Genomic DNA, 24,924 nt, shown 5'->3' on the forward strand with positions numbered 1-24,924 from the left:
CGATCGTGCGCGCGTCGATGCGCTCCACCTCCAGCGCGCAGGTGGACGGGCAATCATGCGGGCAAGCGCTGCGGACGATGTCGAGCGGCACGGGCCATGTCTCCGGATGTCTGGGATCCGAGAGTAGCGTCGCCGCAGCCGACCGCCTACTCCCGCCGCGCCGGGTCGGGCCGCATGCCTCAGAGCATCCGGTTCGCTCGAAACCCGCGTCGGGGCGAACGGCGGCGTCGGGCGCGCCGCGTCGCGCTCAGAAGAAGACGAAGTCCTGTGGCAGGAACTGGTCGGGGGGCTGGTTGCCGATGACCAGGGTGTTGCCGCCGCCGAGATCGAAGCCGGTACCGCCACCCGGGGCATCGTAGGCCCGGTCCATCAGGTCGTCGAAATCGAAGATGCCCGACCCGTTGATGTTGCGCTCCATGAGAACGCGGTCGCCGTCCTCGAAGTTGAGGTCGACGATCGTGTCGCGGGCCGAGTTGCTGCGGACGACGAAGCTGTCGGCACCAAAATCGCCATAGAGGACGTCGTCCCAGGCGCCGCCGTCGAGCGTGTCGGCGCCGGAGCCGCCGTTCAGGATGTCGAACCCCGAACCGCCGAGGAGACGGTCGTTCCCGGTGCCGCCATAGAGGTTGTCGTCGCCGAGATCGCCGCCGAGATCGTCGTCGCCATCCTCGCCATAGACGTCGTCATTGCCCTGGCCGCCGAACATGGTGTCGTTGCCAGCGCCGCCGTAGACGAGGTCGTCGCCGATGTTCCCGTTGACGTGCCAGTCGCTGCCGACGTCGCCGAAGACGACGTCGTCGTCCTGGCCGCCGCGGACGAAGTCGGCGCCCGGGCCGCCATAGACGGCGTCGAAGCCGGTGTTGCCGTTGAGCGCGTCGTCGCCGAGGTCGCCGAACAGCAGGTCGTTGCCGTCGCCGCCGAAGCCGTCGTCGTTGCCGTCGTTGCCGATCAGCGTGTCGTTGCCGGTGCCGAAGAAGTCGACATTGCTGCCGCCGAACATGGTGTCGGCGCCGACGCCGCCGAAGACGAGGTCGTCGCCCGCATTGCCCATCAGGAAGTCGTTGTCGAAGCCGCCGTCGATCGTGTCGAAGCCGCCTTCGCCGCGGACCAGGTCGTTGCCGGCGAAGCCCAGGATGGAATCGTCGCCGCCGGTGCCGATGAGGGTGTCGGCGCCGTTGCCGCCGGGAATGTAGGCCATGGAAGCTGCTCCTGGACTGCTAGGATTGGACCGTGCCTCCCAAACGGGCGGGCGGCGGGAGCGTTCCCGACGTTCGGCCGACCGGCGCGGCCGAGGCCGCCAGCAGCAGGTCGCACACCTGCTCCAGGTCCGGCGCGACCAGGGTGCAGAGGCCGTGCATCTCCGCCGTCGGTGCGAGCAGATCGGGGACCATCACCACCGCCATGCCGGCGGCCGCCGCCGACCGCACGCCGTTGTGCGAGTCCTCGAGCGCGAGGCAATGCTCGGGCGCAACCCCCAGCCGCGCCGCCGCGTGCAGGAAGGGATCGGGCGCGGGCTTGCCGCGCGCGTAGTCGCCATGGGCGACGACCGCGTCGAAGCGTCCGGCGAGGCCATGGGCGGCGAGGTTCCGGCGGACGTCGGAATGGTGCGAGGAGGTGGCGATCGCCCGCGGCAGCCGCAGCGCGTCGAGGGTGTCGAGCAGCCGCAGGACGCCGGGCTTCAGCGCCAGGCGGCCGTCGACGATGGTGTCGAACTGCCGGATCCAGTCGGCCTGGAAGGCGTCGATCGCGAAGCCCGCGCCGAAATGGTCGAGGAGGGCGGCGCGGTTGGCCGTCCAGGGCCGCCCGACGAGGCTGAGAAACAGCGCCTCGGGGAGGTCGTGGCCGCGGGAGGCGGCGACCGTCATCGCCGCCTCCCGGTAGAGCGCCTCGGTGTCGAAGAGCAGCCCGTCCATGTCGAAGACGACGGCGGCGGGCGGGCGCGGCAGGGCCATGCGCGACGCCGAGCCTAGGGCACGTCGAGCCAGGCGGCGGCGCGGGCCGAACGCTCGACCTGCTCCAGCACCGAGACGCCGTTGATCGCGTCGGCATCGGTGACCGGGAAGGTTCCACGGCCGGCCACGAGGTCGGCGAAGGACTCGAGCTCGGCCCGTTCCTTGTTCGTCGGCGGATAGTCCCGGATCTCGGGCTTGCCGCCGACCGGGGTGACGACGAGCTGGGTCTCGCCGCGCATCTCGGCCGTGCCCTTGGTGCCGTAGACCTGGATGCGCCAGCTCTGCGCCGTCGCCGGCGAGGTGACCAGCGTGCCGGCCGCGCCGGAGGCGAAGCGGAGCAGCATGGCGGTGGTGTCGTCGATCGGGATCGGGATGGCCCGGCGCCAGCTCAGCGCCGTCACCGCCGCCACCGGCCCGAGCAGGCCGATCAGGGCGTCGACCATGTGGATGCCGAGTGCGGTCATGCCGCCCGCGGGGCTCTCGGTCGGCGAGGCGCGCCAGCCCTCGGGCGCATAGGAGAAGGCGCCCGAGCCGGTGACCGCGCCCTCGACCTGCAGCACCGTGCCGAGGTCGCCGCCGGCGACGAGCCGGCCGAGATCGGCATAGCCCGGCAGGAAGCGCCGGTTGTGACCGACCGCGATCTCGACCCCCGCCTTGCGGCAGGCGGCGATCGCCTCGGCGGCGCTGTCGCGGGTCAGCGTGAACGGCTTGTCGCAGAAGACGTGCTTGCCGGCGGCGGCGGCCGCCTTCACCTGGTCGGCGTGCTGGGTGTGCGGCGTCGCCAGCACCACCGCCTCGACCTCGGGATCGGCCAGGACGGCGGCATAGTCGGCCAGCAGGCGGAACCCGTGCTCGGCGGCGAACGCCTCGGCCTTGGCCGGCGTCCGCGTGCAGCCGGCGACGAAGCGGATCTTGCCGCTGCCCCGGGCCGCATTGACCAGCACCTGTCCCCATCGGCCGAGGCCGACCACCGCCGCATTCACCATGGCATTTCCCCATCTCGAAACCGGATGCCGGCGAGGATAGCCGCCCCCCGGCCGGCCCGGCCATGGCCAATGCGCATGGCGGACACGGCTCACGCCATGGCGACGGCCTCGATCTCGACCAGCCAGGCCTCGTCGAAGATGCCGGTGATGACGACGGTCAGGGCCGGCGCGCGGTCGCCCAGCACCGCCTGGCGCACCGCCCGGTTCTCGGCCGCATGGCGGCGGTCGGCCAGGAACGTCGTCACCTTGGCCAGATGGTCGAGCGTCATCCCGGCCGCCCGCAGCTGCGCCTCGAGGTTCGCCCAGGCGAGCCGGCACTGGTCGGCGAAGGCGGCGGGCACCGTGCCGTCCGCGGCCTGCGGAATCTGGCCGCTGACATGCAGGATCCGGGTCGCGCCCGTGATCTCCACCGCCTGGGCATAGCCGCCGGCCGCCTGTGGCGCGTCGGCCGCGTTGATGATTCTGCGCCGCATCCTGCCTCGCCGGGTTGGGGTCTGGGCGATCCTACGACAGGACGGCGAAATCGGCCGCCGCGAGGTCGCCCGGTGCCACGCCCAGGATCAGCACCGAATGGCCGCCCCCCAGATCGAGCAGCGCCCCCTCGGCATGGGCGGAGACGCGCGCCAGCAGGTCGGCCGCGTCCGCGATCCCGCTGCCGTTCGCGTCCGCCGCGACGACGATCCGATCGACCCCCGTCGTGAAACTCTCGACACGATCGCTGCCGCTGCCGCTCGCGAATGCGAAACGGTCGGCGCCGTCGCCGCCGTCCATGACGTCGTCCCCGAGGTCGCCCCAGAGCGTGTCGGCGCCATCGTCCCCGTACAGCCGGTCGTCGCCCTGGCCGCCGCGCACGAGATCGTCGCCCGCGCCGCCGTCGACGGTGTCGTCGCCGAGATTGCCGTTGACGTGCCAGTCGTCGCCGTCGTCGCCGCGCACGACGTCGGCATCCTGGCCGCCGCGGACGAAGTCGGCGCCGGGACCGCCATGGACGAGGTCATTGCCGGTGTTGCCGTTGACGTCGTCGTCGCCGTCGCCGCCCAGCACGCTGTCCGACCCGTCGCCGGCGACGATCTGGTCCCGGCCGTCGCCGCCCAGGACCGTGTCGTCGCCGGAATCGGCGATCGTCGCCGCCTGGCCGCCGAAGATCGTGTCGTCGCCGGCACCGCCGTCGACGAAATCGTCGCCGGGCCCCGCCAGCACCTCGTCGTCCCCGCCGGCCCCCAGGATCGAGTCGCCGTCCGGTCCGCCCAGGACCGCGTCGGCGGCATCGCCGCCGAGAATCGTGTCCTGTCCGGTCCAGCCCTGCATGTTGGAGCCCGCGGCACTGGCGAACAGCAGGTCGTCGCCGGCGTCGCCGAACAGCTGCGAGCCGTCGACATCGGTCTCGGCCGCCGTGCCGGACCAGATGGTGTCCGCGCCGTCGCCGCCGCCCAGCTGGTCGTAGCCGGGACCGCCTTCGATCCGATCGTCGCCGTCGCGCCCCTCGACGATGTCGTCGCCGCCGCCGCCGAAGAGCGTGTCGTTGCCGCCCAGTCCGTCGATGCTGTCGTCGCCGTCGCCGCCCGCCAGCGATTCGGCGCCGTCGGTACCGGTGATGAGAGCCATGTCCGCCTCCCTCGCGAATCGAGCCTGGTGCTGGGACGCAGCGGCCATCGCCGAGGTTCATCCCGGTCGCGGAAACTGTCGTCGTGCGGGCGCCGGTGGGCGGCGGCGGCGGACGCGCTATCATGGGCCGATGCTGCAGCCCGCCGCCGACTATGCGGCGCTGGCCGGTGGGTTCCACTGGTCCGTGCCCGACCGCTTCAACATCGGCACCGACGTCGCCGACCGCCCGGCTACGACCGGCGGCGACCGCCCGGCCCTGATCTGGGAGGACGAGACCGGCCGCGCCCGGCAACTGACATTCGGCGAGGTCGCCCGGCTGTCGAACCGCCTCGCCAACGCCTTCGTCGGCCTCGGACTGGCGACCGGCGACCGGATCGGCATCCTGCTGGCGCAAGGGCCGGAGACGGCGCTGGCCCACGTCGCGGCCTACAAGGCGGGGCTGATCGCGGTCCCGCTCTTCACCCTCTTCGGGCCGGAAGCGCTGGAATATCGCCTCGCCGATTCGGGCACGCGCCTCGTCGTCACCGACCTCGAGAACGCCGCCAAGCTGGCGCCGCTGCGCGACCGGCTGCCGGCGCTCGCCCACATCGTCACCATCGACGGTGGCGACCTCGCCTTCTGGCCGCTGCTCGAGCGGGCCGCCGACCGCTTCGCCGCGGTCGACACCGCCGCCGACGATCCGGCGCTCATCATCTACACCTCGGGCACGACCGGGCCGCCCAAGGGGGCCCTGCACGCCCATCGCGTCCTGCTCGGCCACCTGCCCGGGGTCGAGCTGCCGCACGACTTCTTCCCGCGGGCCGGCGACCGGTTCTGGACCCCCGCCGACTGGGCCTGGATCGGCGGGCTGCTCGACGTGCTGCTGCCGGCGTGGCACCACGGCGTGCCGGTCGTGGCCCACCGCGCCCGCAAGTTCGACCCCGAGGCGGCGCTCGCGCTGATGGCGCGGCACGACGTCCGCAACGTCTTCTTTCCACCGACGGCGCTCAAGCTGCTGCGCCAGTCGGGCGCGAAGCCGCCGGCCGGGTTCCGGCTGCGCTCGGTCGGCTCGGGCGGGGAGACGCTGGGCGCGGAACTGCTGGACTGGGGCCGCGCCACCCTGGGCGTCACCGTCAACGAATTCTACGGCCAGACGGAATGCAACCTCGTCGTCGCCAACAGCGCCGGCCTGTTTCCGGTGCGTCCCGGCTCGATGGGCCGGCCGGTGCCGGGCCACGTTGTCGCCATCGTCGACGGCGAGGGCAGCCCGCTGCCGGTGGGCGCGACCGGCAACATTGCCATCCGCCGGCCGGATCCGGTGATGTTCCTCGGCTACTGGAACAACGCCGCCGCGACCGCGGCCAAGTTCGCCGGCGACTGGCTGCTGACGGGCGATCTCGGCCGGGCCGATGCCGACGGCTGGCTGCACTATGTCGGCCGCGACGACGACGTCATCACCTCCGCCGGCTACCGCATCGGCCCGGGCGAGGTCGAGGACTGCCTGCTCGGTCACCCGGCGGTGGCGATGGCGGCCGTCGTCGGCGTACCGGATGCCGTCCGGACCGAGGCGGTGATGGCCTGGATCGTCCTCAAGCCCGGCCACGCCGGCTCGGACGCACTGGCCGAGGAGATCCGCGGGTGGGTGCGCGGGCGCCTCGCCGCGCATGAGTATCCGCGGCGGATCGCCTTCGTCGATGCCCTGCCGATGACGGCGACCGGCAAGATCGTGCGGCGCGAACTGCGCCGCCGGGCCGCGTCCGGCGAGGTCCCGCCCGGAGGCTAGCCGCCGAGGAACGCCCTCAGGCGCTCGACCGAGGCGGAGATGGCCTCCAGCCCGAGGGCGCCGCCGTCGGCCTCGCCGGTCGGCACCAGCGCGCCGCCGAGCAGCATCAGCGATGCGCCGACGGCGATCAGCAGCAGCAGGAACCGGGTGACGGCGCCGTCGGCGCTGCCCGGATAGTCACGAACCGTCTTCATCAGCGACTCCAGCGTCGCCCCCATGGTTTCCCGCAGTCCGTCGCATCGACCGGCCCCGCGGTTCGAACATCCGCCTCCACCCACCATGGACAACGATTGTGGCGCGGGGTTGTTCAAACCCGACCGCGGCACGGGGGCGGATTGTCGCGGACGGCGGCGGCCGCTACGAATGGAGCCCTCGCCCAAGGGGGACCGTCCGAGATCCCCGGCCCGTTCCAGGAGGATGCGCTTGTCCGACGCCCGACCCGCCGCCCCGGCCACGCCGCTTCTCGACCCCGCCTCGCTGACGGCGATGCTGCGGCCGCGTTCGGTGGCGATCGTCGGCGCCAGCAACGACCCGACGCGGATCGGCGGCCGGCCCCTGCGCTACTACCGGGAGAACGGCTTTCCGGGCGCCATCTATCCGATCAACCCGAACCGCGACGAGATCCAGGGGCTGAAGGCCTATCCCGACCTCGCCAGCCTGCCCGAGGCGCCGGACCTGGTGCTGGTCGCGATTCCGGCCGCCGCCGTCGTCGCGACGGCCGAGCAGGCGGCCGCCAAGGGCGCGCGCGCCATGGTCATCTTCTCGTCCGGCTTCGCCGAGATGGAGGACGGCGACGGACCGGCGATGCAGGCGCGCCTCGGCGAGATCGCGCGCGAGAGCGGCATGCGCATCGCCGGGCCGAACTGCCTCGGCGTCTTCAATGCCGCCATCGGCCACTATTGCACCTTCACCGCGTCCTTCGACCTGGGCGGCTTCCCGCACGAGGGCGGGATCGCCATCGTCAGCCAGTCCGGCGCCTATGGCAGCCACATGGCGACGCTGGCACGCGAGAAGGGGCTCGGCACCACCTACTGGATGACCACCGGCAACGAATGCGACGTGCAGGTGGCGGACTGCATCGCCTTCCTCGCCGACCAGCCCGACGTCGACGTCATCGGCTGCTACATCGAGGGCGTGGTCGACGCCGCGCGCCTGACGGCGGCGCTGCAGTACGCGCACGACCGGCGCAAGCCGGTGGTCGTGATGAAGGTCGGCCGCTCGGCCGTCGGCGCCGCGGCCGCCCAGTCCCACACCGCCTCGCTGGCCGGCGCCGACCGGGTCTACGACAGCGTCTTCCGCCGCTACGGCGCGCTCCGGGTCGAGACCACCGAGGAAATGCTGGATGTCGCGTACGCCTGCACCAAGCGCACCTTCCCCACGGGCCGCAAGCTCGGCATCGTCACCATCTCGGGCGGCGGCGGCGTCGTGCTCGCCGACGCGGCGACGGCGGCCGGGCTCGAGGTGCCGCCGATGCCGGCCGACGCCCAGCGGCGGCTGAAGGAGATCCTGCCCTTCGCCGCCGTGCGCAACCCGGTCGACATCACCGCCCAGGCGTTCAACGACATGAGCCTGGTGACCAAGAACGTCGAGACGATGCTGGCGGAGGGCGGCTACGACCTGATCGTCAACTTCTTCACCTCGGTGCCGCGCTCCAAGGTCATCAATGCCCGCCTCCGGCCGGCGATGCAGGAGGCGGCGCGCAAGTTCCCCGGGCGGCTGCAGGTCATGTGCATGATCTCGACGCCCGAGATGACCAGGGAATACGAGGCCGACGGCTACCTCGTCTTCGAGGACCCGCATCGCGCGGTGAAGGCGCTGGCCGCGCTCTGCAGCTTCGGCGAGGCCTTCGCCCGGCCGCCGCGCGCGGCGCCGCCGGCGCTGCCCGCGGGCGCCCTTCCCGCCCCGGCCGGCATGGTCGACGAGCGCGAGGCCAAGCGCATCCTGGCGGCCGCCGGCATTCCCACCGTGGAGGACCGGCTCGCCCGCTCCGCCGCGGAGGCCGCGGCCGCCGCCCGCGCCTTCGCCGGCCCGGTCGTGCTCAAGATCTCGTCGCCCGACATCCTGCACAAGACCGAGGTCGGCGGCGTCGCCATCGGCCTCGCCGATCCCGACGCGGTCGCCGCCGCCTTCACTGCGATGACGGCGCGCGTCGCCGCCGCCCGGCCGCAGGCCCGCATCGAGGGCGCGCTGGTCAGCCCGATGATCGCCGACGGCGTCGAATGCATCATGGGCGTCACCGTCGACCCCGCCTTCGGGCCGGTGGTGCTGTTCGGCCTCGGCGGCATCTTCGTCGAGGTGCTGAAGGACGTGACCCTGCGCGTCGCCCCGTTCTCGGCCGCCGAGGCCGCCGAGATGATCCGCGAGGTCAAGGGCTTCCCGCTGCTCGACGGGGCGCGCGGCAAGCCCAGGGCCGACGTCGCGGCGCTGGCCGACGCGCTGGCGCGCCTCTCGGTCTTCGCCGCCGCCAATGCCGACCGCATCGATTCGATCGACGTGAACCCGATCCTGGTCCGTCCCGCGGGCCAGGGGGTGGTGGCGGTCGACGCCCTCTTCGTTCCCCGCCAGTCCTGACGGAGCCCCTCCTGATGATCCTCGTCGGCCGCTACCTCTCGCCCTTCGTGCGGCGCACCGCGATCACGCTCAAGCTCTACGGCATGGCGTTCGAGCACCGCCCGCTGTCGACCATGACCGACATGGACGCGATCCGGAAGCTGAACCCGGTCGGGCGGGTCCCGGTGCTGATCCTCGACGACGGCGAGAGCCTGATCGATTCCGCGGCGATCCTCGACCATCTCGACGAGACGGCCGGCCCGGCCCGGGCCCTGGTACCGCCGGCGGGTCCGGAACGGCGGCGGGTGCTGAACCGGGTCGCGATCGCGGTCGGCACGATGGAGAAGGCGGTCGGCTACGTCTACGAGACGAAGCGCCGCCCGGCCGAGCGCCAGCACCAGCCCTGGATCGACAACCTGAAGAGCCAGGTCGCCGGCGGCCTCGCCGCGCTGGAGGCGATCGACGGCCAGCCGTGGCTCGCCGGGCCGTCGATGACCCAGGCCGACGTCTCGGCCGCCGTGCTGGTCGACTTCCTGCGGACGATGGCGCCGGACCTGCTGCCGGCCGGGGCCTATCCGAAGCTGGAGGCGCTGGCGGCCCGGTTGGGCGCGCTGCCGGCATTCCAGGAGACGGTGGTCCCGACCTGACCGGCGCCGACCGGCCGTCCCCGCCATGATGCGATCGCCGCAGGTCGCCCTCGTCGCCATGGCCGGGACGCCGTTCCGGCGCCGTGCCGGGGCGGCGGCCGAGCCGCTGCCGACGCCGCCCGCCCCGCCCCGTTCCCCCGCGGCCCAGCGCCCGACGCTGGCCCGCGGCGGCTTCGGCCAGCTCGGCGACACGCTGCGCCCCTCCGATCTCCGGCCGCTGCCCGCGCCCGACCCGTGAGGCGCCGCGCCGTCCCCGGACGCCCGGGACGGGACTGACCGGGACGGGACTGACCGGGACGGGGCAGCGCCCGGGCTTCGCCCACCACACCGACTGGGCCGAGGACGCCTGCCACCGCTGCGAGCCGCGGGAGGTCGAATGCGAACTGCGTCCGGCCCGGCCGCGCCGCAGGTGCTGGAGCCGCCATCGAGGCTGGTGCTCTCCGCCGAGGGTCGGGTGGTCAGGCGCTGCACTATCTCCCGGCCTTCGTGCGCGGCGGCGGGCCGGCCTGCGCGACGGTCGACGCCTGGGTGATCGGCGGCGAGCGGGCGGAAGGGATCGGGGTGCTGGAGGATCGCGGCCCGATCATCCGCGACGAGACCGGCGTCTTCGTGCCGCACCTGGTGGCGGAGTGGTCGTCAGGGCGGCAGCAGGGCGGCGACGCGCGCGTGCCCAGCCCGCTCCGGACGTGGTGCCGGCCGCAGGGGCAGGTCGAGGTCGTTCTCGGTCATCGCGAAGGCGAGCGCCGCGGCGGCGGTCACCAGCGGCGTGACGCCGGCCGGCCGCACCAGCCAGCGGGCGAGGCGCACCGCCAGTTCCACCCGCTCGGCCTGGACGGCGGCGAAGAGCGCCAGGATGACCTGCTCGTCCGGGCTCGCCTGCTGGCCGCAGACCGGGTGGTGGACGATGGTGCGCCGTGCATGGCCGGCGATGGCGGCGACCGAGCGGTCGAGGGCGCGGATCGCCGGGCCGGCATCGTCGGCGGGGAAGGTCCGCCCGAACTCGCGCAGCACCAGCGGCCGGTGGCCGGCGCCGGCGACCCAGGCGCGGAATGACCAGAGCAGCAGCCGTTCGCCCGGGGTCAGCGTCTCGACCGCCGGCCCGGGAGCCGCTTTCGCCGTCGGAATCGGTTTGGTCGTCGCCATCCTGCTCGCTCCGCGCTCGGGCTCGAACGGCGACTCTAAACGATATTGCGAGTGAGTTGCAATCTTGTCGGCAACGACCTGCGCTTGCCCGACATGAGTCGGAATGGAACATATCATGAACACCCATGAGGAGTTCGACGATGCCGCCCCGCCTCTATTCCGGTCCGCTCAGCATGTTCGGCGCCAAGGCCGAGATCGCCCTGCACGAGAAGGGCGTGCCCTTCGAACTCGTCATGGTGCCGTTCGACATGGAGCGGCTCTACGAGCCGAAGCACTCCGAGGTCGCGCGCATCAACCCCAAGCGCCAGGTGCCCGTGCTGGTCGACGACGGGGTCGAACTCTTCGATTCGACGCAGATCTTCGAATATCTGGAGGATCGCTGGCCGGCCCCGCCGCTGTGGCCGGCGGGCGCGGTCGCCCGCGCCCGGGCGCGCCAGATCGAGCACCTGTCGGACGAGGTCTACTTCCCGCCGGTGATCCGCCTGATGGGGCTGCAGTCGGTTCCCCACGAGCCGGCGGCCGTCGCCGCGCGCGACGCCTGTGCGGCCTTCTACCGGCGCCTGGAGGCGACGCTCGGAACGAGCGAGTGGCTGGCCGGCCCCTACACCTATGCCGACATCGCCTTCTTCATGGCCCAGCTCTTCGGTGCCCGCATGGGCGCGCCCATGACCGAGGCCACCCCCGCGCTGCTCGCCTGGCGCGCCCGCATGGCCGACCGCCCGGCCGTACGCCGCGTCGCGGCGGCCATGGGCCGCTACCTCCTCTCCGTCGACCGCCCGCTGCCGCCGTTCCTGGAGGCGATGGTGGAGGCGGATCGCTGAGCCGAGGTCAGCGTCCTTGCCTCGGCAGGAGCGTTTCCTGCCGTATCGGCGGAAGGGAGAAGACCGGCGTCGTCCGGACGCGCGAGTTGGTCGCGACGATGCGCGAAGCCATGGCGACGGGCGAGTGCGGCTCCGCCAGCGACCTGATGCGGGAGGCGATCCGGCACCGGACGCTCCGTCGCCCCCCGCGCGCGGCGCCGGCAGGGTCTGCTGTAGGGACGATCCGTCACCCGTCCCCCTCGGCCAGCGACAGCAGCGAGGCGTTGCCGCCCGCCGCGGTGGTGTCGACCGAGAGCGTGCGTTCCGTGGCGAAGCGCAGGAGGTAGTGCGGGCCGCCGGCCTTGGGGCCGGTGCCGGACAGGCCCTCGCCGCCGAAGGGCTGCACGCCGACCACGGCGCCGACCATGTTGCGGTTGACGTAGGTGTTGCCGACGCCCAGGCGCTGGGTGACGTGGCGGACCGTCTCGTCGATGCGGCTGTGGATGCCGAGCGTCAGGCCGTAGCCGGTGGCCCGGATGGCGTCCAGCACTTGGTCGAGGCGGCCGGCCTGCCAGCGGACGACGTGCAGGATCGGGCCGAACACCTCCCCCTCCAGCCGCGACAGGGAATCGATCTCGTAGGCGGCGGGGGCGAAGAAGGTGCCGCGCTCGGTGCCGGCGGGCAGCGCCATCTCGACCAGCGCCTTGCCCTCGCGCCGCATCCGCTCGGCATGGCGCTGCAGCATCGCCTGGGCGTCGGCGTCGATGACCGGGCCGACGTCGGTCGCGAGCAGGGCCGGGTCGCCGATGCGGAGTTCGGCCATGGCGCCCTTCAGCATGGCAAGCGTGCGGTCGGCCGCGTCGTCCTGGACGAAGAGGACGCGCAGGGCCGAGCAGCGCTGGCCGGCGCTGTTGAAGGCGGACGTCAGCACGTCCTGCACCACCTGCTCGGGCAGGGCCGAGGAATCGACGATGAGGGCGTTCTGGCCGCCGGTCTCGGCGATGAAGGGGGCGATCGGGCCCGGCCGGTCGGCGAGCACGCGGTTGATCGCCCGCGCCGTCTCGGTCGAGCCGGTGAAGGCGATGCCCGAGACGCGCGGATCGGCGACCAGCCGGGCCCCGACCGTGGCGCCGTCGCCCGGCAGGAACTGCAGCACGTCGCCCGGTACCCCGGCGCGGTGCAGCAGGCCGACCGCAGCCGAGCCGACCAGCGGGGTCTGCTCGGCGGGCTTGGCCAGGACGGAATTGCCGGCGGCCAGCGCCGCCGCGATCTGGCCGGTGAAGATGGCGAGGGGGAAGTTCCAGGGGCTGATGCAGGCGAAGGTGCCGCGGCCGGCGAGCCGGAGTTCGTTGCGCTCGCCGGTCGGGCCCGGCAGCCGGCGCGGCCGGAAATCCTCGCGCGCGCGGGCGGCGTAGTAGCGCAGGAAGTCGACCGCCTCGCGCAGTTCCGAGAGGGCGTCCGGCACCGTCCGGCCGCCCTCGCGCACGACGAGCGCCATCAGGCGCGGCCCCTCGGCCTCGTAGAGCGCGGCCGCCCGGTCGAGCACGGCCGCCCGCTCCTCGACCGGCAGCGCATCCCAGTCGGGCGCGGCGCGCGCCGCCCGGGCGATCGCCTGGTCGACGACCTCCCCCGTCGCCTCGACGACGGTGCCGACTTGAACCGTGCGGTCGGCCGGGCTGGCGACCGGCCGCGCCGCGCCGTCAGCCGGGCGGCCGCCGACCAGCGGCAGGGCGGCGGCGGGCTGGCGGAGAGCCGCGGCCATCGCATCGGCCAGCGCCTGGGTGGCGACGGGATTGGCCAAGTCGATGCCGGCGCTGTTCCGCCGCTCCGCCCCGTAGAGGTCGGCCGGCTGCGGGATGCCCGGGTGCGGCTTGACGGCGAGACGCCCGAGGCGGACGACGGGGTCGGCCACGATCTCCTCGATCGGCGCCTTCTCGTCGACCAGCCGGTTGACGAAGGAGGTGTTGGCGCCGTTCTCCAGCAGCCGGCGGACGAGGTAGGCCAGCAGGTCCTCGTGGCTGCCCACGGGCGCGTAGACGCGCGCCGGGCGGTCGAGCTTGTCCCGGCCGACGACTTCGCCATAGAGCGCCTCGCCCATGCCGTGCAGGCGCTGGAACTCCCAGTCCCGGCGGTTGCCGGCAAGTTCCAGCACGGTCGCGACGGTATGGGCATTGTGGGTGGCGAACTGCGGATAGAAGGCCGAGCCGTCGGCGAGCAGGCGGCGGGCGCAGGCGATGTAGGAGACGTCGGTCGCGACCTTGCGGGTGAAGACCGGGTATCCCGCCAGCCCGCGCTCCTGGCTGCGCTTGATCTCGCTGTCCCAGTAGGCGCCCTTGACGAGGCGCACCATCAGCCGCCGGCGCGACCGCCGCGCAAGGTCGGCGAGCCAGTCGAGGAGCGGCAGCGCCCGCTTCTGGTAGGCCTGCACCGCCAGCCCGAACCCGTCCCAGCCGGCGAGCGACGGGTCCGCCGCCACCCCCTCGATGACGTCGAGGGAGAGGTCGAGCCGGTCCGCCTCCTCGGCATCGACGGTGAAGCCGATGCCGACCGCCTTCGCCTGGCGCGCGAGTTCGGCGACCCGCGGCGTGAGTTCGCCATGGACGCGGGCGGCCTGGGCGAACTCGAAGCGCGGATGCAGCGCCGACAGCTTGATCGAGATGCCGGGCGCCTCGATCGGGCCGCGGCCCCTGGCCTCGGCGCCGATGGCGGCGATCGCCGCCTCGTAGGCGCGGAAATAGCGCTCGGCGTCGGCCGCCGTCCGCGCCGCCTCCCCCAGCATGTCGTAGGAATGGCGGTAGCCCGCCTGCTCGGCCGGGCGCGCCCGGGCCAGCGCCTCGGCGATGGTGCGGCCCATCACGAACTGGCGGCCGAGGATGCGCATGGCGGCCGTCACCGCCTCGCGGATGACCGGCTCGCCGGCGCGGCCGACCAGCCGCCGGAGGGCGCCGGCATAGCCCGGCCGCTCGTCGCTGCGCACCAGCCGGCCGGTCAGCATCAGGGCCCAGGTCGAGGCGTTGACGAAGGTCGAGTCGCTGGCGCCGAGGTGGCGCTGCCAGTCGGCGCGGCCGATCTTGTCGCGGATCAGCCGGTCGACCGTCTCCGAATCGGGAATCCGCAGCAGCGCCTCGGCGAGGCACATCAGGACGATGCCCTCCTGGCTCGACAGCTCGTATTCGTGGAGGAAGGCGTCGAGCCCGCCCTTGCCGCTGCGGCCGCCGCGCACCGCCTCGACCAGCCGGCGCGCCTGCATCGCCACCCGGTCGCGGGCGTCGGACGACAGGGTCGCCGCCGCCAGCAGTCCCTCGACCACCGCCGTCTCGTCGGCCCGGGTGGCCCGGCGCAGGGCGGCGCGCAGGGAGTCGGCGGCGGGAAGCGGAGCGGGGAAGAGCATCGATGGTTCTCCTGGGGGCCGGCGGGGGACCGGGTGGCCGGACGATCCCGCCCGGCGGCGGCTCCGTCAAGCCGGGCGCTGCCGCCGGGAACGGCCGTCCCGCGCCCGGTTGCACCGCACACCCCGCGGGTCTATTAGGTCCGGGGAATGGACATGAGCCGGATGGTCCCTAGCCTCGACATCGTCATCGTCAACTGGAACTCGGGCGGGCAGCTCCGCCAGTGCCTGGAGTCGATCGCGCGCTCGAACCCGGGCCGCTACCATATCGGCCGCGTCATCGTTTCCGACAACGGCTCGGTCGACGGATCGCTCGACCGTCTGGACGATGTCGGCCTGCCGCTGGCGATCCTGCGCAACGGCGCCAACCTCGGCTTCGGCGCCGCCTGCAACCGCGCGACCGCGATGGGCGATTCGCGCTTCCTGCTGCTGCTCAACCCCGACACGCGGCTCGAGCCCGACACGCTCGCCCGCTCGGTCGCCCACCTCGCCGACCATCCGGCGATCGGCATCCTCGGCGTGCGCCTCGTCGACGCCGAGGGCCGGACCCATCGCAGCTGCGCCCGCTTCCCGAAGGTGCGGCACTTCGTCCACAAGGTGCTGGGGCTCGACCGGGTCCTGCCGGCGCTCTTCCACGGCCACCTGATGGAGGAGTGGGACCATCGCGACAGCCGGACGGTCGACCAGGTGATGGGCGCCTTCTTCCTGATGCCGCGGGCGCTGTTCGAGCAGCTCGGCGGCTTCGACGAGCGCTTCTTCCTCTATTTCGAGGACGTCGACTTCGCCTGGCGGGCCCAGGCGAGCGGCCGGCCCTGCTTCTTCCTGGCCGAGGCGGTCGCCTACCACAAGGGCGGCGGCACCTCCGAGCAGGTGAAGCCCGAACGCATCTTCTACTGCCTGCGCAGCCGCATCATCTACGCGCGCAAGCATTTCGGCTGGGGCCGGGCGGCGGCGCTGACCGCGGTCACCATTCTGGTCGAACCGCTGTCGCGGCTGCTCCTGGCGCTCCTGCGCGGGTCGCCCAGCGTGGTCACGGACACGCTCCGCGCCTACCAGCTCCTCTATGGCGACCTGCCGCGCATCCTCAACACCCCGTCCACCGACCTCCTCGATGCGGGTCTTGCTCCTCGCCCGATACGGTCGGCTGGGCGCCACTAGCCGCCAGCGGCACCGGATCTTCCTGCCCGCCCTCGCCGCCGCCGGCATCCGGGTGCGCGCCGAAGCGCTGCTGGGGGACGACTATCTGCGGCGCCTCCACGACGGGCGCCCGCTGCGCCCGGGGGCGATCCTCGCCGCCTATGGACGGCGGCTGGCCCATCTGGCGACCGCCGGCCGCTGGGACCTCGTCTGGGTCGAGAAGGAGATCCTGCCATGGCTGCCGGCCGTCGCGGAATCCTGGCTGCGGCTGCTGCGGGTGCCGATGGTCGTCGACTACGACGACGCCTGGTTCCATCGCTACGACCAGCACCCGCGGGCGATCGTGCGCCGGCTGCTCGGCGGCAAGATCGCCGCGGTGATGCGGACCGCGACCACCGTCGTCGCCGGCAACGGCTACATCGCCGAGCATGCGCGGGCGGCCGGCGCGACCCGCGTCGAGATCGTGCCGACGGTCGTCGACACCGAGGCCGTCCGCCCGCAGGCGCCGGCGCCCGGCCGGCCGCCCACCATCGGCTGGATCGGCACGCCCGCCAACCTGCGCTACCTCGACCCGGTGCGGCCCGCCCTCGCCGCCGCCTGCCGCGAGACGGGCGCCCGCCTGCTGCTGGTCGGCGCCGGCGGGGCCGCCGCCCTGGGCGGCCTGCCGGGCGAGGTGCGGCCCTGGGACGAGGCGCGCGAGGCCGCCGACCTCGCCGACATGGACATCGGCATCATGCCCCTGCCGGACACGCCCTTCGAGCGCGGCAAGTGCGGCTACAAGCTGATCCAGTACATGGCGGCCGGCCGGCCGGCCGTCGCCTCGCCGGTCGGCGTCAACGGCACGATCGTCGCCGAGGGCCGCACCGGCTTCCTGCCGGCGACCCCGGAGGCGTGGAGCGAGACCCTGCTGGCGCTCGCCCGCGATCCGGACTTGCGCCGGCGCATGGGCGCGGCCGGGCGCGAGCGCGCCGCCGTCCACTATTCGCTGGCCGCCTGGGCGCCCCACCAGGTGCGCATCCTGCGCGAGGCCATGGAGCGCCGATGAGCCGACCGACCCTGCTCTATCTCGTGACCGAGGACTGGTTCTTCTGGTCGCACCGGACCCCGATCGCCCGCGCCGCCCGCGACGCCGGCTTCCGCGTCGTCGTCGCGACGCGCGAGGCCGAGCATGGCGACCGCATCCGCGGCGAGGGCTTCGAACTGGTGCCGATCAAGCTCCGCCGCACCTCGGTCGATCCGCTCGCCGAGTTGGCCGCCGTCGCCGACCTGACCGCGATCTACCGCCGCGAGCGCCCGGCGATCGTCCACCAGGTCGCGATCAAGCCGGTCGTCTACGGCACCTGGGCGGCGCGCCGGGCAGGCGTGCCCGCCGTCATCAACGCGCTCGACGGCCTCGGCTTCGTCTACGCCTCGCAGCGGCCGGCGGCCCGCCTGCTGCGGCCGCCGGTCGGGCTGCTGCTGCGCTGGGCGCTGAACCGGCCCAACGTCCATGTCCATCTCCAGAACGAGGACGACCGGGCGACGCTGCGGCGGGCGGGGGTGCTGCGCCACGACCGCGTCGCGATCATCCGCGGCGCCGGCATCGATCTCGACCATTTCGCGCCGCTGCCGGAACCCGAGGGCCCGTTCACCGTCGCCATGGCGGCCCGGATGATCCACGAGAAGGGCATCGGCGACCTCGTCGAGGCGGCGCGGCGGGCGACCCGCGCCGGCACCCCGGTCCGGGTCGTGCTGGCGGGCGCCCCCGACCGGGGCAACCCGACGGCGATCACCGAGGCCGAACTGCGGGCCTGGGCGGCGGAGGGGCTGGTCGACTGGTGGGGCTTCCAGACCGACGTGCGCAAGGTCTGGGCGGCGGCCCATGTCGCGGCCCTCCCCTCCTCCGGCGAGGGCCTGCCCAAGGCCCTGCTCGAGGCCGCCGCCTGCCAGCGGCCGCTGCTCGCCACCGATGTCGCCGGCAACCGCGAGGTGGCGCTCCCGGACGAGACCGGGCTGCGGGTCCGCTACCAGGACGTGGCCGGCCTGGCCGACGCGCTGGTGCGCTTCGCCCGCGAGCCCGACTGGCGCCGCCGCATGGGGCGGCAGGCCCGCCGCCTGGTCGAGACGGCCTTCAGCGAGGCGGTCGTGGTCGGCGAGACGCTCGACCTCTACCGCCGCCTTGCGCCAACGCGGTAGCGGCCGCCGCCGTGGGACCGGCGGCGCGTTTCGGAAATTTAACTCGGGCCAATTCTATCCAGGCGACATAGTCCGGGCGGGCGAACGGGCGCGCGAGCACCGCAACGGGGAGGAGATCGATCGCATGGCAGTCCAGATCCTGGTTCCCATCCACACCCATCTCGACGGCAATGCCGCGACCCTGGCCGATCATGCCGTCGCCGTCGCCCGCCGGTCGAAGGCCGACCTCCACGCGCTGGTCCTGAATGCCGACTTCCCGCCGCTGTCGAGCCCACTCGGCAACCTGCTGATCGACATCCCGGCGCTGATCGGCGACGCCAAGGAGAAGGCGCGGCAGCGCGGCACCGCCGTCGTCGACGCCCTCGAGCGGCAGGCCGGCGCGCACGGCGTGGCGCTCCGCATCACCCGCCTGGACTGCTTCCCGGTGGCGGCGAGCGAGATCGTCACCCGCCTCGCGCGCTACCACGATCTCGTCCTGGTCGGCCTCGGGACGCGCGACGCGTGGCCCCAGGCGACGGCCGAGGCGGCCGTCTTCGGCTCGGGCAAGCCGGTGCTGCTGGTTCCGGAAGAGCGGCCGGTGGCCGAGCCGGACACCGTCCTCGTAGCCTGGGACGGCAGCCGCGTCGCCGCGCGCGCCGTGACCGATGCCGGCCCCTTCCTCGCGCGGGCGAGCCGGGTCGTGATCGCCGCGGTGACCGACGAGAAGGCGCTCGCCGAGACCGATGCCGGCGAGCGCCTGGCCGAGCACCTGGCGCGGCACGGCATCACGGCGACGGTGTCGCGACTGCGCAGCCAGGGGCGCCCGATCGCCACCGTGCTGCAGGACCACGGGGCCGAGATCGGCGCCGGCCTGTTGGTGATGGGGGCCTTCGGGCATTCCCGGATGCGGGACTTCGTGCTCGGCGGCGCGACCAGTGGCATCCTGAAGGCGCTGCGCATGCCGGTCCTCCTCTCCCACTGAGCCCGGCACCGGACGGAGGAGCAGGCCCGCCCCCATGACCGAAGTCACCGTCGGGTCCTTCGCCGCGGCCGCCCGCGCGGCGACCGGCGTCGCCGTCGTCATCGACGTCTTCCGCGCCTTCACCACGGCGGCGATCGCGCTCGCCAACGGGGCGCGGCGGATCGTCATGGTCGACGACCTCGACGCGGCGCTGGCGCTCCGCGCCCGCGGCGTCGGCAGCCGCTGCATGGGCGAGCGCGGCGGCCTGCGCCCGCCCGGCTTCGATTTCGGCAACTCGCCGGCCGAGATCGCGGGCCTGCGCTTCGACGGCGAGACGCTGATCCAGACCACCTCGAACGGCACCCGCGGGGTGGTCGCGGCGGCCGGGGCGCGGCACATCTATGCCGGCGCCCTCGTCTCCGCCGAGGCGACGGTACAGGCGATCCGGGCGCTCGGGCGGGTGCCGGTCGCGCTCGTCGCCATGGGCGACCACGACCGCGAGCGCGCCGACGAGGACGAACTCTGCGCGCTCTACCTGCGCTCGCGGCTCGCCGGCCGCACCCCCGACCGGGACGCCCTCGCCCGCATCGTCGCCACCATGGCGCTGCGCGCCGACGGGCAGCGCCTGGACGATGCCGACGTCGCCGCCTGCGTCGCCGTCGACCGGGTGCCCTTCGCGGTCCGCGTCCAGCCGTCGGACGGTTTCCTCGTCGCCACGGCGGAGCGCCCCGCGGCCACGGGCCAGTAGCGGCGCGCCCGCCGGTCGGGCGCGGTCGCGGGTCGATGGAGCGGCCGCGACGCCCATGCTATCGTCGTCCGGCGTTGCCGGAGCAGCCGGCATGGGGGGCGCAGGAATGGATCTCACGACGCTCGGCTTCATGCTCATGGCCGCGTTCGGCCTCATTGCCGGCGACGCGATCGTCAGCGGTGACACGGTCTATCTCGACATGTCGGTGTCGTCGGAACTGAAGTCGGCGGGCGTCGACGACGTCACCGCCGAGACGCTCTTCGAGTACCACGTCGCCCGCATGACGCGGCATCCGACGATCATCAGCGCCCCGCGGGTGCGGTCCTCGCGGCAGCAGACGCTGATCGAGGCGATCGGCACCTACCTCAAGGTCGAGCCGATCCGCGTCGCCGCCCAGAAGGCGATCGGCATGACCCCGATCGAACTGCATGTCAGCCTGCAGAGCCGCGACAAGCAGGCCCGCCTGGTCGTCGCCGGCTACGACCATCGCAAACGCCCGCTCCTCATCGACGTCGAGAAGCCGATCGCCGCCTATCTCGACCTCATCGAGGAAGGCGCGGGCCGCTTCGTCCGCGCCGTCGGGCCCTACGACTATGCCATGCACCTCATCATCGACCGGGCGGACGACGCCGCCGCGCAGCGGCTGCTCCGGGAAGTGATCGACGAGCAGCGCGACCCCGCGCTCGGCGCCGTCTCCACCGACGAACTGGCACTGTTCGAGAATCTCGCCGGCATCGTCGCGCTGATCGCCGGCGAGCCGGAGACGGCCGAGCGCGCCTTCGTCCGGGCCAGCGTCCTCGCCCCCAAGCTGCATCGCGACGAGGCCAATCTCGCCTTCCTGCATGTCCGGCAGGGACGCCATGCCGAGGCGGTCGCCGTCGTCAACGGCGTCCTGGCGCAGCGCGGCGTCCACCCCGACGTGATGGCGGCGGCGCTCGTCACCCGCGGCATCGCGCTGTGGCGGCTCGGCATGGTCAAGGAGGCCGCCGCCGACTTCCGGAACGCCGTCCGGAGCGACGCCCACGGCGTCACCGCCTACCACTACTGGAGCATGATGGAGGCTAGGCAGGGCAATGCGGCGGAGGCGGCCCGGCTGACCGCCTTGCGCGATGCCAAGGCCTCATCCTTCGTGCCGCAGCCGGAACTGGCCGCCCACTTCCTCTTCCTGCCGGAGACGGCGGACCAGCCTCTGGTCATCCGCAAGGCGGGTCGCTGACGGCTGGGTCAGCCGCCGAGCAGCCCGGCGAGCATCAGGACGGCGATCGCCGACGGCACCAGCAGGCGCAGCACCCAGAGCCAGGCGAAGCGCCCAGGCGCGCTCGTCAGGTGGGTGCCGGCCGCCTGCCAGCGCCAGCCGACGAAGAGCGCGATCGCCATCCCGCTGATCGGCAGCAGCACCTCCGAAGCCAGGTGGTCGACAAGGTCGAGGACCGGCGCCGGAAGCCGGAGCGCGTCGCCGAGCGGCCCATATCCGAGCGCCGACGGCAGGCCGAGCACGAAGACGCCGATCGCCGCCAACATCGACGCCTCGCGCCGCGATCGGCCGAAGCGCGTCATCAGGACGGCGACGGGCACCTCCATCAGCGCCACGGCGGACGTCAGCGCGGCGAGCAGCAGCAGCAGGAAGAAGGCCGCGCCCAGCACGCCGCCGAAGGCGATGCCGGAGAACACTTCGGGCAGGACGACGAATGCCAGGGCCGGGCCGTGAGCCGGGTTCAGTCCGAAGGTGAACAGCGGCGAGAAAATCATGATTCCCGCCACCAGGGCGATCAGGGTGTCGCCGACGATGATCGACCCGGCGGCGCGCACGATGGACACCGACCTCGGCAGGTAGCTTCCGTAGGTGACCAACACCCCCATGCCGAGCCCGATGGAAAAGAACGCTTGGCCGATGGCGACGATCCAGGTCCGCGGTTCCGCCATCGCCGTCCAGTCGGGCGTGAACAGGAAGGCGAGCGCCACGCCGGCCCCGGGCAGGCTCAACCCGTAGATCGCGAGCGCCACGACGATGAGCGCGAAGACCGGCATGAGGAGGCGGCTCGCGGCCTCGATACCGCGCGCAACGCCGAGCGAGACGATGCCGGCGGTGCCGACGAGCACGGCCGCCTGCCACAGGATGGGCTCGACGGGGCCGGCGACGAAGCGCGCGAACTCCGCCTGCGGCGCCGCGCCGGCCAGGATGTCTCCGCCGGCCAAGTAGCCGGCCATGTAGCGTGCGACCCAGCCGGTGATGACGGCGTAGTAGCTGAGGATGACGACGCTCGCGGTCACTCCGAGCCAGCCCGTGGCGGCTGCCCCGGCGCCGGGACGCAGGCGCCGGAATGCACTGGCGGCGTCGTCCCGCGCCTCCCGGCCGACAAGGAGTTCGGCCATCAGGAGCGGCAGGCCGACGACGAGAAGCGCCGCGAGATAGGCGAGAATGAAGGCGCCGCCGCCATTGTCGCCGACGATGTAGGCGAAGCGCCAGATGTTCCCCAGGCCGACGGCGGCGCCGACCGCCGCCAGCAGGAACCCGGCTTGGCCGGCCCACCGCTCCTGTCCGGCGGTCGCCTCCGTCACGTTCCTCCGGCTCCTTCCGGCCGCGCCCCCGGCGCGAACTTGTCGTGGTGTCCGCGGTAGATCGCCGGCCGCGGCCGCTCCAGCCCGGGCGGAACGTCGATCGGCTTCTTCCACAGCACCACCACGTCCTGGTGATGGCCCCAGCCGCGCTCGTGATAGGCGAGCAGGGTCGCGTCGCGCCGGCGCTCGACCAGCCGCACCACCCAGGACGGCAGCGCGATCGAGATGCCGTATTCCGGCTGGTGCGGATAGTCGCGATAGCCGAAGCCGTCGCTCGCCACCTCGGCCGCGATCGCCTGGAAGCGATCCTCGTCGATGTAGGGGTAGGTGCGGTGGTAGTCGAGCGACCAGCGGCCGTGGTTGGTGAAGACGAGCAGCCCCTCGGGCGCCAGCCGGTCGACGAACCAGTCGACGAAGGCGGCGTAGCGGCGCCGGTCGACATGCGTCAGCAGCGAGCCGCACCAGATGAGTTCGAACTGTTCGGTGAGCGGGATCGCCGCCGGCTCGACCTCGGAATAGACCGGCACCGCGCCGAAGGTGCGGGCGCAGAAGTCGACCCCGCCGCGGTCGAGGTCGCAGGCGGCGATGCGCGCCGACGGGAAGGCCGCGCGCAGCATCCGGAGCACCCGGCCATGGCCGCAGGGCAGGTCGAGGATCGAGGCGATGTCGGTCTTCTCGGCCAGGACCATCGCCCGCACGACCGTCCGCAGGGCCGCCTCGCCGACCCGGAAATACTGGTCCTGCCAGCTCTTCTCGCCGATCCGCGCCATCGTCGCGTCGTCGAAGCGCAGCACCATCTGGTCGTCGGGCGAGACCTCGGTGACGAGGCGCCTGCGATAGTCGCGCAGGAGGTCGAGCGGCGTCTTGGCGCCGAACAGGGCCATGTCGGCTCCGGGAGTGGGACGGACGGCCGGACCCTACAGGCCCGGCGGCGCGCCGTGCAACCCGACGCCGCTCAGATGCGGCCGCCGGCGCCGCCGCCCGGTGGTCCCGGTGGCGGCCCCTCGCCCGGCTGCCGCGGATGGCGCACCCGGCGCTGCAGCAGTTCGCGCCGCTCCTGCGCCGGCATGCGGCCGGCCGCCTCGATGAGCGCGTCCTGGGCGATGCGTGCGAGTTCGCCGTTGGCGTCCCGCAGCCCCTCGAAGGCCTGCCGTGCCGCCGCGGCGTCGAAGGGTTCGGCCGCGAGCGCGTCGACGACCCGGCGCCGCGCCTCGCGCAGGTCGCGCCGTTCGCGCCCGATCTCGCCGCGGCGGGCGCGGAAGCTCTCGCGCAGCGTGTCGCGGGCGGATTCGGGCAACCCCTCCGTCAGCCCGCGGAAGCCGACCAGCATCTCGGGTCCCGGCCCATGGTCGCGGGCGTAGCGGCCGACGAGCGCGCTGACCAGGAAGACGTTGACCGCAAGCGACACCAGCAGGCAGCCGGGCAGCAGCCAGCGGCGCCAGCGCGGCGGCGATGCGGCAGGCGTGGCCGGAAGGACGTCGCTCACAGATCGATCTCCAGGTCGGAGCCCAGGACGAAGGGGGTGACGTCGACCGCCTGGGCCTCACCGATCAGCAGCGGCTCGGCCCAGCCGACGGCGAAGCCGATCGCGGCGACCAGGGCAAATGCCGCGGCGAGCGCGCGCGGACGCAGCCCGATCGACGGACGGGCAGCCGTGCGGGCCGGCGGCATCTGCGGCACCGACGCGGTGGCGGCGAGGATGCGGCGGGCGAGATCGGCGGGCGGCGCCGGATCGGGCGCGCTCCGGATCAGCCGGTCGAGCGCCCGGTCGAGGCGGTCGCGGTCGGTCGGCGTGGCGCCGGCGGGCGGCGTGGCGCCGGCGGGCGGCGGACGACGGGATTCTTCGGTCATGATCCCTCCTCCAGCACGCCGACGAGCAGCGGCCCGAGGCGCTCGCGCAGCGTGCGGCGGGCGCGGACGAGCAGCGATTCGACGGCGCCGACCGTAGTGTTGAGGATGGCCGCGGTCTCGCCGTTGCCGAGCCCCTCGAAATAGCTCAGCACGACGGCGGCGCGCTGGTTCTCCGGCAGGGCCGCGAGCGCACGGGCCAGATGCGCCTGCACCTCGCCCTGATGGCGCTGCTCGAAGGCGCCGGGACGTGCGTCCTCGGGCTCGCCCGCCGCCTCGAGCGGCAGCGGCACGACCTTGCGCTTGCGGTCGATGCACAGGTTCATGGTGATCCGGTAGAGCCAGGTGGTGAGGCGGGCACCGTCGGGGCTCCAGCGCGGCGCCTGGGTCCAGACGCGCAGGAACACCTCCTGCGCCACGTCCTCCGCCTCGGCCGGGTCGGCGAGGAAGCGACGGGCGACGGCGTGGGTGCGGGCGAGGTGGCGGTCGAGAAGGCGCGCATAGGCGAGACGGTCGCCGCGCCCGGTGCGCGCCATCAACTCCTCGTCCGACTCGCCCGCATCCACCATCGTCCGAGCATAGACCTCCCCGGCCGAGCCGGACCGCCCGCCGAAGGGCAGGACGGCCGGCAGGGTCCCGGCGAGGGAGGTCATCGCGGCTCGCCCCGGTTGCGGTGCGTCCGTC

At 73.4% G+C, this 24,924-nt stretch carries 24 protein-coding genes; 11 read left to right on the top strand and 13 right to left on the bottom strand.

The genetic code is table 11. The features are described 5' to 3' along the window. Window positions 1–247 precede the first annotated feature (247 nt). From ACE3Q3_RS01095 to ACE3Q3_RS01115, 5 genes are all read right to left on the bottom strand, one after another. A complete protein-coding gene (locus tag ACE3Q3_RS01095; RefSeq protein ID WP_374440515.1) occupies window positions 248–1,198 on the bottom strand; it encodes a calcium-binding protein in 951 nt (316 codons plus the stop codon). Window positions 1,199–1,217: 19 nt separating this feature from the next. After that, window positions 1,218–1,952 carry an HAD family hydrolase gene (locus ACE3Q3_RS01100; protein ID WP_374440517.1) on the bottom strand — a complete coding sequence of 245 codons (735 nt, stop codon included), beginning with the start codon at window positions 1,950–1,952 and terminating at the stop codon, window positions 1,218–1,220. Between the two features lie 14 nt (window positions 1,953–1,966). Beyond that, window positions 1,967–2,938 carry a Gfo/Idh/MocA family protein gene (locus ACE3Q3_RS01105; RefSeq protein ID WP_374440520.1) on the bottom strand — a complete coding sequence of 324 codons (972 nt, stop codon included), beginning with the start codon at window positions 2,936–2,938 and terminating at the stop codon, window positions 1,967–1,969. Window positions 2,939–3,027: 89 nt separating this feature from the next. Further along, window positions 3,028–3,411, bottom strand: coding sequence for a RidA family protein (locus ACE3Q3_RS01110; protein WP_374440523.1), 384 nt, complete (start codon window positions 3,409–3,411; stop codon window positions 3,028–3,030). A gap of 31 nt (window positions 3,412–3,442) precedes the next feature. Next, on the bottom strand, window positions 3,443–4,543 hold the full coding sequence (locus ACE3Q3_RS01115; RefSeq protein WP_374440525.1) for a calcium-binding protein: 1,101 nt from the start codon (window positions 4,541–4,543) through the stop codon (window positions 3,443–3,445). A gap of 130 nt (window positions 4,544–4,673) precedes the next feature. Between ACE3Q3_RS01115 and ACE3Q3_RS01120 the strand changes: the two genes are divergently transcribed. Beyond that, a complete protein-coding gene (locus tag ACE3Q3_RS01120; protein ID WP_374440528.1) occupies window positions 4,674–6,305 on the top strand; it encodes an acyl-CoA synthetase in 1,632 nt (543 codons plus the stop codon). On the opposite strand, the gene ACE3Q3_RS01125 is transcribed toward ACE3Q3_RS01120, so the two are convergent. Continuing rightward, window positions 6,302–6,499, bottom strand: coding sequence for a hypothetical protein (locus ACE3Q3_RS01125; protein ID WP_374440530.1), 198 nt, complete (start codon window positions 6,497–6,499; stop codon window positions 6,302–6,304). The two genes, ACE3Q3_RS01120 and ACE3Q3_RS01125, sit on opposite strands and share 4 nt — an antisense overlap. A gap of 229 nt (window positions 6,500–6,728) precedes the next feature. Between ACE3Q3_RS01125 and ACE3Q3_RS01130 the strand changes: the two genes are divergently transcribed. Genes ACE3Q3_RS01130 through ACE3Q3_RS01140 form a run of 3 tightly spaced genes read left to right on the top strand, consistent with a single transcriptional unit; the run spans window position 6,729 to window position 9,740 of the window. Then, window positions 6,729–8,876, top strand: coding sequence for an acetate--CoA ligase family protein (locus ACE3Q3_RS01130; RefSeq protein WP_374440533.1), 2,148 nt, complete (start codon window positions 6,729–6,731; stop codon window positions 8,874–8,876). A 14-nt stretch (window positions 8,877–8,890) separates the two neighbouring features. Then, window positions 8,891–9,502, top strand: coding sequence for a glutathione S-transferase family protein (locus ACE3Q3_RS01135; RefSeq protein ID WP_374440536.1), 612 nt, complete (start codon window positions 8,891–8,893; stop codon window positions 9,500–9,502). A 25-nt stretch (window positions 9,503–9,527) separates the two neighbouring features. Continuing rightward, a complete protein-coding gene (locus ACE3Q3_RS01140; protein WP_374440538.1) occupies window positions 9,528–9,740 on the top strand; it encodes a hypothetical protein in 213 nt (70 codons plus the stop codon). Between the two features lie 398 nt (window positions 9,741–10,138). On the opposite strand, the gene ACE3Q3_RS01145 is transcribed toward ACE3Q3_RS01140, so the two are convergent. Continuing rightward, on the bottom strand, window positions 10,139–10,645 hold the full coding sequence (locus tag ACE3Q3_RS01145; RefSeq protein ID WP_374440540.1) for a hypothetical protein: 507 nt from the start codon (window positions 10,643–10,645) through the stop codon (window positions 10,139–10,141). Between the two features lie 140 nt (window positions 10,646–10,785). Between ACE3Q3_RS01145 and ACE3Q3_RS01150 the strand changes: the two genes are divergently transcribed. Next, complete coding sequence (locus tag ACE3Q3_RS01150; protein WP_374440542.1) at window positions 10,786–11,466, top strand: glutathione S-transferase family protein; 681 nt, start codon at window positions 10,786–10,788, stop codon at window positions 11,464–11,466. 226 nt (window positions 11,467–11,692) lie between these two features. Here the strand turns inward: ACE3Q3_RS01150 and putA are convergent, their stop codons facing one another. Then, window positions 11,693–14,836: a bifunctional proline dehydrogenase/L-glutamate gamma-semialdehyde dehydrogenase PutA gene (putA, locus tag ACE3Q3_RS01155; RefSeq protein WP_374440545.1), complete on the bottom strand. Its 3,144-nt coding sequence runs from the start codon at window positions 14,834–14,836 to the stop codon at window positions 11,693–11,695. Window positions 14,837–14,989: 153 nt separating this feature from the next. On the opposite strand from putA, the gene ACE3Q3_RS01160 reads away from it, so the two are divergent. The 6 genes from ACE3Q3_RS01160 (at window position 14,990) to ACE3Q3_RS01185 (ending at window position 21,049) form a co-directional block, all read left to right on the top strand. Then, complete coding sequence (locus tag ACE3Q3_RS01160; protein ID WP_374440549.1) at window positions 14,990–15,991, top strand: glycosyltransferase family 2 protein; 1,002 nt, start codon at window positions 14,990–14,992, stop codon at window positions 15,989–15,991. Continuing rightward, complete coding sequence (locus ACE3Q3_RS01165) at window positions 15,945–17,015, top strand: glycosyltransferase family 4 protein (protein WP_374440551.1); 1,071 nt, start codon at window positions 15,945–15,947, stop codon at window positions 17,013–17,015. Before ACE3Q3_RS01160 ends, ACE3Q3_RS01165 begins: the two co-directional genes overlap by 47 nt. Continuing rightward, the gene (locus tag ACE3Q3_RS01170) at window positions 17,012–18,145 is read left to right on the top strand and encodes a glycosyltransferase family 4 protein (RefSeq protein WP_374440554.1); all 1,134 of its coding nucleotides are present in this window, start codon (window positions 17,012–17,014) and stop codon (window positions 18,143–18,145) included. The genes ACE3Q3_RS01165 and ACE3Q3_RS01170 overlap by 4 nt, the downstream gene beginning before the upstream one ends. Before the next feature lie 124 nt (window positions 18,146–18,269). Further along, window positions 18,270–19,106, top strand: coding sequence for a universal stress protein (locus tag ACE3Q3_RS01175; protein ID WP_374440557.1), 837 nt, complete (start codon window positions 18,270–18,272; stop codon window positions 19,104–19,106). A gap of 34 nt (window positions 19,107–19,140) precedes the next feature. Continuing rightward, window positions 19,141–19,833 carry a 2-phosphosulfolactate phosphatase gene (locus ACE3Q3_RS01180; protein WP_374440560.1) on the top strand — a complete coding sequence of 231 codons (693 nt, stop codon included), beginning with the start codon at window positions 19,141–19,143 and terminating at the stop codon, window positions 19,831–19,833. A gap of 106 nt (window positions 19,834–19,939) precedes the next feature. Continuing rightward, entirely contained in the window at window positions 19,940–21,049 is a 1,110-nt protein-coding gene (locus ACE3Q3_RS01185) for a hypothetical protein (RefSeq protein WP_374440562.1), read from the top strand. An 8-nt stretch (window positions 21,050–21,057) separates the two neighbouring features. On the opposite strand, the gene ACE3Q3_RS01190 is transcribed toward ACE3Q3_RS01185, so the two are convergent. The 5 genes from ACE3Q3_RS01190 to ACE3Q3_RS01210 all read right to left on the bottom strand — a co-directional run bounded on the left by ACE3Q3_RS01190 (window position 21,058) and on the right by ACE3Q3_RS01210 (window position 24,893). Next, a complete protein-coding gene (locus tag ACE3Q3_RS01190; protein WP_374440565.1) occupies window positions 21,058–22,392 on the bottom strand; it encodes a sodium-dependent transporter in 1,335 nt (444 codons plus the stop codon). Then, on the bottom strand, window positions 22,389–23,276 hold the full coding sequence (locus ACE3Q3_RS01195; RefSeq protein ID WP_374440568.1) for a trans-aconitate 2-methyltransferase: 888 nt from the start codon (window positions 23,274–23,276) through the stop codon (window positions 22,389–22,391). The genes ACE3Q3_RS01190 and ACE3Q3_RS01195 overlap by 4 nt, the downstream gene beginning before the upstream one ends. A 71-nt stretch (window positions 23,277–23,347) precedes the next feature. After that, entirely contained in the window at window positions 23,348–23,878 is a 531-nt protein-coding gene (locus ACE3Q3_RS01200; protein ID WP_374440571.1) for a periplasmic heavy metal sensor, read from the bottom strand. Beyond that, complete coding sequence (locus ACE3Q3_RS01205) at window positions 23,875–24,243, bottom strand: hypothetical protein (RefSeq protein WP_374440573.1); 369 nt, start codon at window positions 24,241–24,243, stop codon at window positions 23,875–23,877. Before ACE3Q3_RS01205 ends, ACE3Q3_RS01200 begins: the two co-directional genes overlap by 4 nt. Continuing rightward, window positions 24,240–24,893, bottom strand: a complete 654-nt coding sequence (locus ACE3Q3_RS01210) for an RNA polymerase sigma factor (protein ID WP_374440576.1) — start codon at window positions 24,891–24,893, stop codon at window positions 24,240–24,242. Before ACE3Q3_RS01210 ends, ACE3Q3_RS01205 begins: the two co-directional genes overlap by 4 nt. Window positions 24,894–24,924: the final 31 nt, after the last annotated feature.

This window comes from Allostella sp., assembly GCF_041913585.1.
Classification (GTDB): domain Bacteria; phylum Pseudomonadota; class Alphaproteobacteria; order ATCC43930; family Allostellaceae; genus Allostella.

Bases quoted from the DNA above. Each gene is read 5' to 3' on its own strand.
- ACE3Q3_RS01095 (WP_374440515.1), bottom strand. From the start codon at position 1,198: ATGGCCTACATTCCCGGCGGCAACGGCGCCGACACCCTCATCGGCACC.
- ACE3Q3_RS01100 (WP_374440517.1), bottom strand. From the start codon at position 1,952: ATGGCCCTGCCGCGCCCGCCCGCCGCCGTCGTCTTCGACATGGACGGG.
- ACE3Q3_RS01105 (WP_374440520.1), bottom strand. From the start codon at position 2,938: ATGGTGAATGCGGCGGTGGTCGGCCTCGGCCGATGGGGACAGGTGCTG.
- ACE3Q3_RS01110 (WP_374440523.1), bottom strand. From the start codon at position 3,411: ATGCGGCGCAGAATCATCAACGCGGCCGACGCGCCACAGGCGGCCGGC.
- ACE3Q3_RS01115 (WP_374440525.1), bottom strand. From the start codon at position 4,543: ATGGCTCTCATCACCGGTACCGACGGCGCCGAATCGCTGGCGGGCGGC.
- ACE3Q3_RS01120 (WP_374440528.1), top strand. From the start codon at position 4,674: ATGCTGCAGCCCGCCGCCGACTATGCGGCGCTGGCCGGTGGGTTCCAC.
- ACE3Q3_RS01125 (WP_374440530.1), bottom strand. From the start codon at position 6,499: ATGAAGACGGTTCGTGACTATCCGGGCAGCGCCGACGGCGCCGTCACC.
- ACE3Q3_RS01135 (WP_374440536.1), top strand. From the start codon at position 8,891: ATGATCCTCGTCGGCCGCTACCTCTCGCCCTTCGTGCGGCGCACCGCG.
- ACE3Q3_RS01140 (WP_374440538.1), top strand. From the start codon at position 9,528: ATGATGCGATCGCCGCAGGTCGCCCTCGTCGCCATGGCCGGGACGCCG.
- ACE3Q3_RS01145 (WP_374440540.1), bottom strand. From the start codon at position 10,645: ATGGCGACGACCAAACCGATTCCGACGGCGAAAGCGGCTCCCGGGCCG.
- ACE3Q3_RS01150 (WP_374440542.1), top strand. From the start codon at position 10,786: ATGCCGCCCCGCCTCTATTCCGGTCCGCTCAGCATGTTCGGCGCCAAG.
- putA (WP_374440545.1), bottom strand. From the start codon at position 14,836: ATGCTCTTCCCCGCTCCGCTTCCCGCCGCCGACTCCCTGCGCGCCGCC.
- ACE3Q3_RS01160 (WP_374440549.1), top strand. From the start codon at position 14,990: ATGAGCCGGATGGTCCCTAGCCTCGACATCGTCATCGTCAACTGGAAC.
- ACE3Q3_RS01165 (WP_374440551.1), top strand. From the start codon at position 15,945: ATGCGGGTCTTGCTCCTCGCCCGATACGGTCGGCTGGGCGCCACTAGC.
- ACE3Q3_RS01170 (WP_374440554.1), top strand. From the start codon at position 17,012: ATGAGCCGACCGACCCTGCTCTATCTCGTGACCGAGGACTGGTTCTTC.
- ACE3Q3_RS01175 (WP_374440557.1), top strand. From the start codon at position 18,270: ATGGCAGTCCAGATCCTGGTTCCCATCCACACCCATCTCGACGGCAAT.
- ACE3Q3_RS01180 (WP_374440560.1), top strand. From the start codon at position 19,141: ATGACCGAAGTCACCGTCGGGTCCTTCGCCGCGGCCGCCCGCGCGGCG.
- ACE3Q3_RS01185 (WP_374440562.1), top strand. From the start codon at position 19,940: ATGGATCTCACGACGCTCGGCTTCATGCTCATGGCCGCGTTCGGCCTC.
- ACE3Q3_RS01195 (WP_374440568.1), bottom strand. From the start codon at position 23,276: ATGGCCCTGTTCGGCGCCAAGACGCCGCTCGACCTCCTGCGCGACTAT.
- ACE3Q3_RS01205 (WP_374440573.1), bottom strand. From the start codon at position 24,243: ATGACCGAAGAATCCCGTCGTCCGCCGCCCGCCGGCGCCACGCCGCCC.
- ACE3Q3_RS01210 (WP_374440576.1), bottom strand. From the start codon at position 24,893: ATGACCTCCCTCGCCGGGACCCTGCCGGCCGTCCTGCCCTTCGGCGGG.